This window comes from Nocardia higoensis (assembly GCF_015477835.1).
In the GTDB taxonomy this organism is placed as follows: Bacteria; Actinomycetota; Actinomycetes; order Mycobacteriales; family Mycobacteriaceae; genus Nocardia; species Nocardia higoensis_A.
In genome coordinates this window covers 177,368-190,065 of sequence record NZ_JADLQN010000004.1, presented here as the reverse complement: position 1 = coordinate 190,065, position 12,698 = coordinate 177,368, and the positions used below count along the sequence as shown (strand labels likewise).

Annotated in this window: 11 protein-coding genes and 1 tRNA gene; 3 read left to right on the top strand and 9 right to left on the bottom strand. The window is 68.2% G+C overall.

Annotated features, from left to right (window positions below; translation table 11 throughout):
• Window positions 1-71: 71 nt before the first annotated feature.
• From IU449_RS21445 to IU449_RS21430, 4 genes are all read right to left on the bottom strand, one after another.
• Window positions 72-1,262: a phospholipase D-like domain-containing protein gene (locus tag IU449_RS21445; protein ID WP_195003910.1), complete on the bottom strand. Its 1,191-nt coding sequence runs from the start codon at window positions 1,260-1,262 to the stop codon at window positions 72-74.
• Window positions 1,263-1,634: 372 nt separating this feature from the next.
• Window positions 1,635-2,003: a VOC family protein gene (locus IU449_RS21440; protein ID WP_195004119.1), complete on the bottom strand. Its 369-nt coding sequence runs from the start codon at window positions 2,001-2,003 to the stop codon at window positions 1,635-1,637.
• Between the two features lie 148 nt (window positions 2,004-2,151).
• A complete protein-coding gene (locus IU449_RS21435; RefSeq protein WP_195003909.1) occupies window positions 2,152-2,388 on the bottom strand; it encodes a hypothetical protein in 237 nt (78 codons plus the stop codon).
• Between the two features lie 743 nt (window positions 2,389-3,131).
• A complete protein-coding gene (locus tag IU449_RS21430) occupies window positions 3,132-4,352 on the bottom strand; it encodes a cytochrome P450 (protein WP_195003908.1) in 1,221 nt (406 codons plus the stop codon).
• Between the two features lie 188 nt (window positions 4,353-4,540).
• Here IU449_RS21430 and IU449_RS21425 point away from each other — a divergent pair, with 188 nt between their 5' ends.
• On the top strand, window positions 4,541-5,086 hold the full coding sequence (locus IU449_RS21425) for a TetR/AcrR family transcriptional regulator (RefSeq protein WP_195003907.1): 546 nt from the start codon (window positions 4,541-4,543) through the stop codon (window positions 5,084-5,086).
• Window positions 5,087-5,287: 201 nt separating this feature from the next.
• Here the strand turns inward: IU449_RS21425 and IU449_RS21420 are convergent.
• A tRNA-Ile gene (locus IU449_RS21420) sits at window positions 5,288-5,361 on the bottom strand.
• Between the two features lie 981 nt (window positions 5,362-6,342).
• Between IU449_RS21420 and IU449_RS21415 the strand changes: the two genes are divergently transcribed.
• Window positions 6,343-6,903 carry a hypothetical protein gene (locus IU449_RS21415; protein WP_416382206.1) on the top strand — a complete coding sequence of 187 codons (561 nt, stop codon included), beginning with the start codon at window positions 6,343-6,345 and terminating at the stop codon, window positions 6,901-6,903.
• Window positions 6,904-6,912: 9 nt separating this feature from the next.
• The gene (locus tag IU449_RS21410) at window positions 6,913-8,355 is read left to right on the top strand and encodes a WS/DGAT/MGAT family O-acyltransferase (protein ID WP_195003906.1); all 1,443 of its coding nucleotides are present in this window, start codon (window positions 6,913-6,915) and stop codon (window positions 8,353-8,355) included.
• 94 nt (window positions 8,356-8,449) lie between these two features.
• On the opposite strand, the gene IU449_RS21405 is transcribed toward IU449_RS21410, so the two are convergent.
• The 4 genes from IU449_RS21405 to IU449_RS21390 form a co-directional block, all read right to left on the bottom strand.
• A complete protein-coding gene (locus tag IU449_RS21405) occupies window positions 8,450-8,761 on the bottom strand; it encodes a pyrimidine/purine nucleoside phosphorylase (protein WP_195003905.1) in 312 nt (103 codons plus the stop codon).
• Window positions 8,762-8,844: 83 nt separating this feature from the next.
• Window positions 8,845-9,525 carry a response regulator gene (locus tag IU449_RS21400; RefSeq protein ID WP_195003904.1) on the bottom strand — a complete coding sequence of 227 codons (681 nt, stop codon included), beginning with the start codon at window positions 9,523-9,525 and terminating at the stop codon, window positions 8,845-8,847.
• Window positions 9,522-12,029, bottom strand: coding sequence for a DUF4118 domain-containing protein (locus IU449_RS21395; RefSeq protein WP_195003903.1), 2,508 nt, complete (start codon window positions 12,027-12,029; stop codon window positions 9,522-9,524). The genes IU449_RS21400 and IU449_RS21395 overlap by 4 nt, the downstream gene beginning before the upstream one ends.
• 7 nt (window positions 12,030-12,036) lie before the next feature.
• A complete protein-coding gene (locus IU449_RS21390; RefSeq protein WP_195003902.1) occupies window positions 12,037-12,693 on the bottom strand; it encodes a potassium-transporting ATPase subunit C in 657 nt (218 codons plus the stop codon).
• Window positions 12,694-12,698 lie beyond the last annotated feature (5 nt).

Genomic DNA, 12,698 nt, shown 5'->3' with positions numbered 1-12,698 from the left:
GTCGGTGGAATTCGCTGCCCGTCGATGGATTCGACCGGCGGGACAGGCGAATCAGCCGTGCGATGCGGGGTTCACAGGAAGCGGCGAATGGGCTGCACGGCGAGTTCCCTGGCGCGTTGCAGCGCCGAACGCCGTTTCCACCGGCCGGACTCGATCAGCACCGACGACTCGAGGTCCTCGTCGAAATGGCCGTCGAGGGTGGCGGTGAACGGCTCGTCGAGCACGGCGAGCATGACCTCTTCGTCGTGGTCGAGCGAGCGGCGATTGACATTCGTCGAACCGACCAGGGCCGCGACGCCGTCCACGGTGATGATCTTCGCGTGCATCATGGTGGGCTGATACTGGTAGACGCGCACGCCGCAGGCCAGCAATTGCTCGTAGAAGTGCTGGCCCGCGAGCTGGCAGACCCGCTGGTCGGTGTGCGGCCCGGGCAACAGGATCTCCACCTCGACCCCGCGCCGCGCGGCCGCGCACAGCAGGTCGACGAAGAACGCGTCGGGTGCGAAATACGCGGTCGCCAGCCGTAGCCGTTTCTGCGCGGACTCGATCACCACGCGAAGCAAGGTCTGCATGTCCTGCCAGCCGACACTGGCCGAGCCGCGCACCACCTGGACCACGGCCTCGCCGGGCCGGGAGTGCTCGACGAACCGGTCCCGCTCGTCGAAGAGTTCGTCGTGACACTCCGCCCAGCCCTGGGCGAACGCCGCCGCGATTCCGTCGACCGCCGGTCCGCGCACCTGCACATGGGTGTCGCGCCATTCGTCCTCGTTGCGAGCATCGCCACACCACTCCTTCGCGATGCCGACTCCGCCGGTGTAAGCGACCTCCTCGTCGACCACCAGCACCTTGCGATGACAGCGATGGTTCTGTTTGAACGGGGAGATATAGGCGGGCTTGCGGAACCAGGCGACCCGCACCCCGGCCTCGTCCATGAGCTCCAGCAGATCCTTCTCGATCAGCCTGCTGCCGAACCCGTCCAGCAGCAGCCGCACCCGCACCCCCGCCCTGGCCCGCTCGGCCAGCGCGTACGCGAATCGCCGGGCGATATCGCCCTGCCAGTAGACGAACGTCATCATGTCGACGGTGTGCTCGGCGCCCTCGATACTCGCCAGCATGGCCGGGAAGATCTCGTCGCCGTTGCGCAGCGCGACCAGCGCGTTGCCCTCCGACGCCGCGATCCCGATCAGCCGTTCCAGCCGCCTGCGCAGCCGCACGGCCGCATCCCCGGTGCCCGGCTCGGTTAGGTCGACAGCGTCCGGCATGGGTAGCTCCTCTGATGGCGCGAAAGACGATCACAGCCGCCTCGACCAGGCCGTGAACGCTCGTTCGGACACTGTAGAGGCAGTGCGAGCGCCTGGGGCAACGAGCGCCCGCCCGCTGTGGCCCGCACCACCCGGCGCCGAGCTGTTCCGCGTGGACAGCGCCGTGGTCGCAGGCCCGACGCGATACGCTCCGCCCGCTGAGCAGTCCGGAAACTCCAGGTTCGCCGAGGTGTACCTCGCATCGATCCTGGTGGCCCGAGGGGTGCCCGCCTTACACGGCTGAGCCGAAGCCGGACGTCTCCTCGGCCGCGCCGAGAGCGATCACCGCCGAGTCCTCAGGCACCGGCGCTCAAACCGCAGCGACGCGCTCCCCTATTGCCATTCCAGGCAGAAGGTGTGCCCAACCGGATCCCGGTACACCCGGAAGGTGTCGTGCTTCTCCACGAGCGTGGCCCCCAGAGCCAGGACCGCGGGCTCGGCAACCTCGATATCACGCACTCGAATGTCCAGGTGGACCTGCTGGGAAGCCCTCGGATCGGGGAAATCGGGTGGCTTGTACTCGGGCGCGAGCTGGCAGGCCAGCCGCCTGCCCTGCGGGTCCAGCAGGGCGACCCAGGCCCGGTCGCTCTCCTCGTTCAAAATTTCGCCACCGAGCAGCGCCACGTAGAACTCGGCCAGCTTCCGGGGGTCAGGACAGTCCAGGACGATCGTCCGCACCCCTTCGACACCTTCGGCGGCCATAGTGGCCCCCCTCTCCTTCAGGTGGGCATTTCCGGCGCGCGTGGTCGCGTCGCCGATCGTCACGGGCGTACCCGGCGGCGATGGGCAGGAAACGCCCACAGCTGTCGCGATCGCTACCGGCGGGACGCTGTTGCCGCCTGTCGTGGAATCAGTGCTTCTTCGACGTCTTGATCGGCTTCTTCTTCGACTTCGGCTTGTCGTGGTCGGGCTCCCACTCGTAGCCCGGCTCGTTGTTCTCACAGTGATAGTTCTCGACGAGCACATCGCCGCGATCGAGTTCACACCAGCGCTCGGTCTTGCTGCATGCGGACACGCCCACTGTCGCGGCGAGCGCGAAGCCGAGCGCGACTGCCGTGACCCTGGTCCGGTGGCGACGAATCGTCATCGACCTTGCTCCTTCGGATAGCTACCACGAGTTCCCGCCGACACTTCGGCGCACGAACAGCATTCGGGCAATCAGCCGGAATGTCCAGCCGTTGCCGATCAGCGGCCGGACGCGAGTTCCCTCACGCCGGGTGAAGTGCGCGTCGTTCGCAAGCATCATGGTCGAAGCCGCTGTCACTGCGCCATCGAAAGGGGCCCGAAGGTGACACCGTCGACTGTCTCGGACCACCGACCGGAGGCGACCGTCCCTCCGCCTCGGACGGTGGGGCGCAGCCATGATCACGGTGATCGGTGACCTGCTCCGCCTGCGATCGGCGTAGCGCTCTCGTCCATCCCGATCGTGGCGATCGTCTCGATGGTGATGTCGCACAACGCCGCTGCCACCGCACCGCTTTCGCCATCGGCTGGATCCCGGCCGTCACGACCGTGACCGTGCTGCTCGCCGACGCGATCGGTTCCGGCGACGACGGCCCGTCACCCGTGGTGGCCTGGTTTCAGATCGCGCTCGGTGTCCTTCTACTGATGCCGGCAACCACGCGGTCATGGCCATGTCCTGCTGCTCCAGGCCGACTCGGTGCTGGGCAAAGGTCTGGGCCCGCTGTGACGAGCGCGGCCGATGCGTTCACCGGCCATGCCGGACTGGCGCATGACCGAGGTGACCCCAGTTCCCTCGCACAATGCTGGGCCCGGCGGTGAGCGCCGTGATCCCGCATGCGAGGCACTCGGACGCACTTGTCTGGCCGATCATCCGATGTTCAGGTGCAGGTGGTCCAGGCGTCTGACGAGCAGGCTCGGCAACCACCGTCCTGCGTCGTCGGCTCGGAGGGTGGTGGTTCGATCCAGCAGTCCGCCGATTACGATCCGGGCTTCGAGTCGCGCCAGAGCAGCGCCGACGCAGAAGTGCGGTCCCCGGCCGAAACTCAGGTGGTTCTTGGCCGCTACCCGATCGAGCCGGAATTCGGCGGGGTCGTCGAAGTACGCGGGATCTCGGTTGGCCGCACCCCACAACAGGAACAGCCGCGAGCCTTCACGAATCCGCACTCCGCACAGTTCGGTGTCACTCATGACATGCCGGTAGTGGCCTCGGAAGGGCGGTTCGTAACGCAGAACCTCTTCGAGGAAGACGCTCAGGAGTTCGGGATGTTCACGGACTCGCCGCTGGATGTCGAGATCGGTCGCGAGTATCCAAGCCGCGGAACCGATCAGCGAAGCCGTGGATTCTCCACCGGCACTGAACAAGGTGATCATCATGGCCAGCGCCGCGATGTCATCGAGTTCGCCGATGGCACAGGCTCTGGCGAGGTCACCGAGAAGATCCTCGCACCGGCCGGTCGCGGCCTGCCGAAATCGGTCGGCGATATAGGCGGCAAGTTCCAGCGTTGCGACTCCCGCGTCCCGCATCTGGTCATCGGAGACCAGCCCCGCGACCACCTGCGTCGCGGAGTAACTCCAGCGGATCAGTGTGTCGACGTCGCTGTCGGGCACACCGATGATCTTCGCGACGATCGTCATCGGCAGGTTGTTCGCCATCGCCGACATCCACTCGATCCCGCCGTTATCGACGGCGAGGTCCCACAGCCGGTCGAAGGTCTCGGTGATGAACGGTTCACAGGCCAGAATGCGTTTGGCGGCCAGGTGCGGAAGCAGAGCTCTGCGGTGCATTCCGTGGGTCGGCTCGTCCGCGGTTGCCAATGCCTGCGTGGGACCGCCGAGTTCACCCATCGGGAACGTGGTGATCGTGCCCGCGGGCCCATACATCATCGCGGCGGTCAGGTTGGAGGAGAAATCGCCGCAGCGGGTGACCGCCTCGTTTACCGCCTCCCAACCGCTCACGGCATAGAAATCGGAGTCTCCGATCCTGTGCACCGGACCTGTCCGGTGCATCCGCTCGTAGAGCGGATACGGATTCTGGATGTTGTGGTCCTCGAACAGCGCGAGGCCGAGGCCACCATCGAGCGAAGTCATCGCTCCACCGTGGCCGGACGCCGAGATCACGTCAATGACCTGCGACAAAGCTGCGATCGGTGAATTGCGGGCCGCCACTTGGCCGTCTCACCGAGATTCCTGGCACCTGCCAGAATGGTGAAACGTTCCGCGCTCGGCGTCTCAGATTCGAGAAGTCCTGCGGAAACGACTCACGGACGGAGACGGCAATGGTTCGCGATGACTGGGTGGTCGGGGATAGTCGGCGGGAGGCAGCGGCCGAGCGCATCCACGCGGCAGCCGCCGACCTCATCGTCACGCACGGATTGGACGCCTTCGACATCGAAACACTGGCCGCGCGGGTGCATTGCTCGAGAGCCACCATCTACCGCTACGCCGGTGGCAAAGCCCAGATCCGCGACGCCGTCCTCATGCGCCTGGCCTCCGGCATCGTCGACACCGTCCGAGACGCCGTGGAGGGACTCAGCGGCGCCGAACGAGTCGTCACCGCCATCACCGTGGCCCTCGAACAGATCAGATCCAACCCGCTACGACCGGCGATACTCAACTCACGCGCGATGGACCTCGACCAAATCCACACTTCACCACTTCTGAGCAGTCTTGCAGCGGAACTCACCGGAATCGCCGACGACAACTCCCACGCGGCGCAGTGGATCGTGCGCGTGGTCATGTCCTTCGCACACTGGCCGCTACCGGACAACGACATCGAACAGCAAATGATTCGCAGCTACGTCGTACCGGCATTCACTTCGTGAGCAGGCCATCCACCCCCGTCAGCAGACTCACTGCCGCTGCACAGCGAACCACCCGCACCGGCACGGCGGCGCCGGGCGTATTGCGACCGAGCGCCGACGAGTGGCCGGGGGTGATTCCAGTGCGGAAATACATTGGTGTCAGTGCGCTGTGGACCGAAACCGCTGTCGCATTCTCCATAACCGCAGGTAGAATGCTATTTGTGGGGCGGGCGGGGCTCGAACCCGCGACCAATGGATTATGAGTCCACGGCTCTAACCGACTGAGCTACCGCCCCGCTTCCGCGACGCTTCCGCGGCGTCTGGATGTTACCGGCTGCGGCAGGGCGGGCACCAGTCGGCCACCGGGTGACGCGGGTACGCCGGGGTGCGGGGAATGGCGTACGGCGGCATTGACGTACGCGCTCGGCGCTGGGGAAGGTGGCGAGGAAGGTCGCCCGGGTGCCGGTGCGGCGGGGATGCCGGGAAACATTGCGCGGGAGAAGTTTCCGGCTGCCGACCCCTGATCAGAAGGAGTGGGCGGCGGGAAGCGTATGTTCCGGCGGGTACTTCGTCAGGGTCGGTCGGTGCTTTCGCCCCAACTTCCGCCGGTGCGGGAAGCTGCGGCGCTGTAACGACTCTGGTCTCTCGGGGGACGGCTGGCGAATTGGACGACGGCGACTACGAGCGCGAGGACGACGGCGACTACGCCGACAACGATCAGGATTTGCACGCAGAGACCATAACCTCACTCACGTCGGAGAGCGCTGTGATGCGGGTCAAGTCACAGTTTACGTGTGGTTGAAACTTGAACAGCTCCAAAACCATTGGGGGGCAGCGCTGGTCGAATTGGGCTATAGCGGGTGCAAATGTCGATCTTTCAGCTGGTCAGGAGCCGCCGCCGCACCCACCGCCGCCGCCACAGCTGCTCCCCCCGCCGCAGCTGCTTCCCCCGCCGCAACCGCTCGAGCCGCCGGAACAGCTCGACCCTCCCGAGCATCCCCCGTCACCAGCCGGGGCGCCGCCACCCCCTGCGGAGTCGTCGTGGTGGTGATGATGGCCGCCTGCCCCGCTCGCGTCGGCCGCCGACCACAGCGACGGGTCGTATCCGCCGCCGCTGCCGTGAGGAGGCGGCGGGAGTTGCGCGTTGATCGAATATGATAATTCCGACGACGAACGCGGCGATACCCCCGCCGACGAGGAGAACGAGAATGAGGATCAACAGGATAACGGCCACTGTCATCGGTGAATCGTAGCGGCGCAGCGCCGTACAGTGAATCGTGCGGATTTTCCCCTTCCGGGCACGGCAGGCCGCTCCGATCGATCTACGCGATGTGGAGCAGGCGGTGGCCGCGCTCGAACTGCCCGAGGCGGTGTTCAAGACCTGCCCGTGGCAGCCGCGGGAACTGGTCGAATCGGGGCTTCGCCAGTGGTTGCGCTGCTGCGGCGCGGCCATGCGCGACGATCAGGTGATCGGCATGCCCTCGCACGCGGTCGACGAGGCATGGCACGGGCTGATCCTGTGCACGCAGCGGTACGCGGATTTCTGCGACAAGGCCTATGGACGGTTTCTGCACCACTATCCGGACGGCGGGGCTCCGGCCGGCGTCTCGCACGGAACGATGGCCGAGCAATTGGGGCGGACGGTGGTCGCCTGGTCGATGGTGGCGCGGCCGGGCGAGCGATGTGTGCTGTGGGATCTGGACCGCGCGGTCGGGGTGGAGCAGCCCTGGGGCATCCCGGCGGAACGGGTCGCGGCGATCGAAACCGAGATCCACCAGATGGCGGCACCCGGCGCCGCCACGGACCGAAAAACCGAGCAGCAGCACTCGTCCCAGTAGCATGTCGCTATGGAACGCCTGACGGGATTGGATGCCAGCTTCCTGTATCTCGAGACGGGGACGCAGCATCTGCACGTGTGCGCGCTGATCATCCTCGATCCGACGGCCGAGGGCTGCGCCTACTCGTTCGACTCCTTCAAGGCCGAGCTGGGTCGGCGCATCGCACATGTGCCGCAGATGCGCAGGCGGCTACGGCAGGTGCCGTTGAACCTCGATCATCCGCTGTGGGTGGAGGACGCGGACTTCGATCTCGACTACCACATCCGCCGCTACGGGCTGCCGCGGCCCGGCGGGCGCAAGGAACTGGCCGACCTTGTCGGTGACATCGCGGGCACGCCGATGGACCGCGACAAGCCGCTGTGGCAGATGCGGGTGGTGGAGGGCGTCGACGGCGACAAGATCGCGGTGATCGCGAAGTACCATCACGCGGCCGTCGACGGGATCACCGGCGCCGACATGCTGATGCACCTGTGCGACCTGGAGCCGGGCGGCCGGAAGTCCGAGCAGGCCACCCGCCGGCGCGCCGATGCCGAGCCGAGCGATCTTCGGCTGATGGCCGACGCCGTGGTGCGGTTCCCCGCACGGGTGGGCGTGCTGGGCATGGTGCCGAAGACACTCGGGATGTTGGCCGGGTTCGCGCGCAGGCGGCGCCACAACGAGTCGGGCATGGCGGTGCCGTTGACCGCGCCGCGCACGCCGTTCAACAGGACCATCACCCCGCATCGTGCGGTGGCGTTCACCGAGGTCGACCTGGACATCGTCCGGGAGATCAAGGACGCGTTCGGGGTGAAGGTCAACGATGTGGTCCTCGCGGTGGTCGGCGACGCGCTGCGCGAGTATCTGATCGCCCACGAGGCGCTGCCGGACCGCTCGCTGCTGGCCGCGGTGCCGGTCTCGGTACACGAATCGACCAGGCACACCGAGGGCACGAACAAGGTCTCCTCGCTGTTCTGCGCGCTGGGCACCGATATCGCCGATCCCGTCGAGCGGCTGGCCGCGGTCGCGGAGGCGAACAAGGACGCCAAGGACGAGCACGAGTTGATCGGAGCCGACTTCCTGCAGGACTGGGCGAAGTACGTGCCGCCGAACACCTTCCGCCTCGCGATGCGGCTGTATTCGTCATTCGAGCTGGCCGAACACACCCCGGTGGTGCACAACCTGGTCGTCTCCAACGTGCCGGGACCGCCGATGCCGTTGTACTTCCTCGGCGTGAAGATGGTGAGCATGTTCCCGTTCGGGCCGGTCTTCCACGGCGCGGGGCTGACCGTCACGGCGCTGTCGATCACCGGACGTCTCGACTTCGGGTTGATCGCCTGCCGGGAGCTGGTGCCGGATGTGGACGCGCTGGCGAACGCGATTCCGGAGGCGGTGCGGCGGTTGCGCGAGGCGGCAACTCAGCACTCCCGAGCGCGCACTCCTGCCGACCAGCGGGAAGCAGCGGGCCCCGCGTGACAGGGCGGACGGGGTCGGTGACCACACGGCCCGTCGCACACAGTCCCGGCCCGGACTCGATCGAGTCCGGGCCGGGACCGCACGGCGTGCGTGATCAGCCGTAGTGGCAGACGTAATGCAGGGTGTCGAGCACCTCGATGTCGAAGGAGCTGTCCCCCGGCACACTGAAGGACTGGCCGCCGCTGTAGGTGACCGGCTCGGTCTCGCCCGCGAGCGTCACCCGGCAGCTGCCCGCGACGAGTTCCATGACCTCCGGGGCGGCGGTGGAGAAGGTCAGGCTCGCGGGCTGGATGACGCCCACGGACTTGGATGTGCCGTCGGGCAGCTCGAGGCTGTAGCTGACGCACTTGCCGTCGAAGTAGACATTGGCCTTCTTCGCGACGCTGACATTCTCGAACTTCGACATGCGCCTTCTTTCTGTTCGCCGAACCGGGGATTCGCAGCGTACTCCGAGGGCGGGCCGAGACCGGGATCACAGGTCGGTGGACCTCATGGCTCGAACCGGTAGCCGCGGCCTGCCTCGGTGATGAGGTAGCGGGGACGGGAGGGTTCGGGCTCGAGCTTGTGGCGCAGCTGAGTCAGGTAGACCCGAAGATAGTGGGTCTGCTCGACGTAGGCGGGGCCCCAGACCTCGGTGAGCAGTTCCCGCTGACCGACGAGCTTGCCCTGGTTGCGCACCAGCATGGCCAGCATCCCCCATTCCGTCGGGGTCAGATGCACGTCGACGCCGTCGCGGGTGACCTTCTTGGCGACGAGGTCCACGACGAAGGCGTCGGTCGCGACACGGGGCTCGGACAATTCGGGTGTGGTGGCCGCGCGCCGGACGGCGGCGCGGATGCGGGCGAGGAATTCCTCCATCCCGAACGGTTTGGTGACGTAGTCGTCGGCGCCGGTATCGAGTGCGGCGATCTTGTCGGCGGCGTCGGTGCGGGCGGACAGCACGATGACCGGCGCCGTACACCAGCCGTGCAGGCCCGCGAGCACTTCGATGCCGTCGATGTCGGGCAGGCCGAGGTCGAGCACGATGACGTCGGGGTGGTGCTGTGCGGCGACGCGCAGGGCGGTGCGGCCGTCGGGAGCGGTGACGACCTCGTAGCCGCGCGCGGTGAGGTTGATGCGTAGGGCGCGCAGCATCTGGGGTTCGTCGTCGACGACGAGGATGCGGGTCATCGTCGGGCTCCCTCCGGCGCGGGCAGATCGATCACCATCGTGACACCTCCGCCGGGAGTCTCGGCGGCGGTCAGGGTGCCACCCATCGCCTCGACGAAGCCGCGGGCGACGGTGAGACCCAGGCCCGCTCCCCCGGTGCGCTGGTCACCGGAGCGGGGGAAGGCGGCGAAGACGTCCTCACTGCCGCCGTCGGCGCGGAGGCCGGGGCCGTGGTCGGCGACGGTGATGACGGTGCGCTCGCCGGAGGTGGTGGCGCACAAGCGGATCCGGCCGGTCGGGGCGTAGCGGAGGGCGTTGTCGAGCAGGTTGGCCAGGACGCGTTCGAGGAGTGCGCCGTCGGCGGTGACGAGGGTGTCGTCGGCGTCGAGTTCGATGCGGTCCCGGCAGGCGGTGTCGGTGAGGGTCAGCACGGCGGACTGGGCGATCTCGTCGACGTAGACCGGGCGCCGGTCGGGGGTGACCACGCCCGCGGCCAGCCGCGAGGAGTCGAGCAGGTTCGACACCAGCCGGGTGAGCTGATCGGTGGATTCCTCGATGGTGGCGAGCAGTTCGGCGGTGTCCTGCTGGGAGAAGGTGACATCGGCGCTGCGCAGGCTCGATGCGGCGACCTTGACCGCGGCCAGCGGTGTGCGCAGATCGTGGCCGACCGCGGAGAGCAGCAGTCTGCGCAGCCGGTCCTTCTCGGTGAGGTCGCGGGCGTGGGCGGCTTCGGCGGCGAGTTCGTTCTCCCGCACGAGCGCGGCGGCCTGACCGGCGACGGCGGTGAGAATACGCCGGTCGCGAGGCCGCAGCCGGGGGCCGGTGAGCAGCAGGGCATAGGGGCTGCCGTCGAGTTCGCCTACGGTAGCGGCGGACTCGACGGTGAGCGGCGGCGTCGATCCGGCCGTGCCGAGCACCTCGGTGCCGTCGCCGTTCTCGCGCACCAGACTCACGCCACGCTGGCCGTAGGTCTCGCGAACCTTCTCGAGCAGGGCGGGGACATCCGCGCCGCGCAGGATCGCTTCGGCGAACACGGTGAGCAGTTCGGCTTCGCGCGCGGCGAGGCGTGCCTCGCGGGTGCGCGCGGCGGCGGCGTCGACCAGTGCCGCCACCGCGACCGCCACCACGAGCAGGACGACCGTGGTGACGAAGTTGGCGGGTTCGGCGATGGTGAGGCTGTAGCGCGGTTCTGTGAAGAAGTAGTTCAGCAGCAGGCCGGAGAACAGGGCTGCCATGATCGCGGGGCCGACGCCGCCGAACAGCGCCACGGCGAGCACCACGACGAAGAACAGGGCGGTCAGGCCGGCGGTGCCGGTGAGGTGGTCGACGACGGCCATGACACCCGTTGCCACGCAGGGGATGACGACGGCGGCGACCCAGGCCGCGATCCGGCGTTCGTGGCGGCCGAGCAGGGCCGGGCGCGGCCCCCGCACGCTGTGCTCGTGGGTGACCATGTGCACATCGATGCGACCGGAGAGGCGCACCACAGCCGCGCCGATGCCCTCGTCGAGCATTCGCGCCCACCGGGAGCGCCGCGAGGTGCCGAGGACGAGCTGGGTGGCGTTCACCTGCCGGGCGAAGTCGAGCAGGGTGGCGGGCACGTCGTCGCCGACGACCGTGTGCAGGCTCGACCCCAGAGCGGCGGCGAGGTCGCGCACCTTGCCCAGCTCCGGCGCGGCCAGGCCGTCGCCGCGCACCACATGCACCACCAGCAGTTCGGCGCCCGCCTTGGCCGCGATGCGGCTGCCGCGGCGCACCAGCGTCTCCGATTCGGGGCCGCCGGTCACCGCGACCACGACCCGTTCGCGCGCTTCCCAGGTGTCGGTGATGGCGTGTTCGCCGCGGTACTTCGCCAGCGCCAGGTCCACCTGGTCGGCGAGCCACAGCAGGGCTATCTCGCGCAGGGCGGTGAGATTGCCCTCGCGGAAGTAGTTGCTCAGTGCGGCGTCGACCTTGTCCGGGGCGTAGACGTTGCCGTGGGCGAGACGGCGGCGCAGCGCCTGCGGGGTGATGTCGACGAGTTCGATCTGGTCGGCGCGGCGGACGACGGCGTCGGGGATCTTCTCGCGCTGCACCACCCCGGTGATCTGTTCGACGACGTCGACGATCGATTCGAGGTGCTGGATGTTGACGGTGGACAGCACGTCGATGCCTGCCGCGAGCAGTTCCTCCACGTCTTGCCAGCGTTTGGCGTGCCTGCTGCCGGGGATGTTGCTGTGGGCGAGTTCGTCGACCAGGGCGACGGCCGGTCGGCGGGCGAGCACGGCGTCGAGGTCGAGTTCGTCGAAGTCCGCGCCGCGGTAGGTGAGACGGCGCGGCGGAACGATCTCGAGACCGGCGAGCTGTTCCTCGGTGCGTGGCCTGCCGTGGGTGTTCACGATGGCGACCACCACGTCACCGCCGCGGGCCAGACGGCGATGCGCCTCACCGAGCATGGCGTAGGTCTTGCCCGCACCCGGCGCGGCGCCGAGGTAGATCCTCAGCCGGCCGCGCCGTGCGGACGCCTCCCCGACAGTGCTGCTCACCAGGCCATCATCCACCCTGGCCGCCGTCGCAGGCGGGAGCGGTGAGGCCGAGGGCCGCGTTCAGGGCGGGGACCTCGACGCGCTCTTCGCCCAGGAAACCGGCCTGCCGGCCCGCCGTGTGCTCGGCGACGAGTTCACGCACTCGCTGCTCGCCGAGCCCGGTCACCCGTGCCACACGCGGCACCTGCACGGCGGCGTAGGCCGGTGAGATGTGCGGGTCGACGCCCGAGCCCGAGCCGGTGACAGCGTCCACCGGCACCCGGTCCGGGGACACGCCTTCGCGTTCGGCGACGGCGGCGCGGCGCTGCTCGATCCAGCCGGCCAGCAGTTCACTGCTGGGGCCCTGGTTCGAGGGCAGGGCGGCGGCCGGATCGCCAGGGGCGAAGGCGTCGTCGTCGGCCACCGAGCCGGCCGAACGCTGATGGAAGAACGGGTCGGGTCTGCCCACCTGCACCGCCGGGTCGACGCCGATCAGTTCGCTGCCGATCACACAGCCGCGGCTGTCGGTGAGCGGCGAGCCCTCGGCGGAGGCGGTGTCCAGGCGAGAGACCGCCCACACGGCCGCCGGATACCCGGCGCCGACCACCGCTGTCAGCAGCAGCAACACCACCAGACCCGCCCTGGTCTGCCTGGCCAGATCCCGCACTACCGTGCCTGCGCGCATGGCTT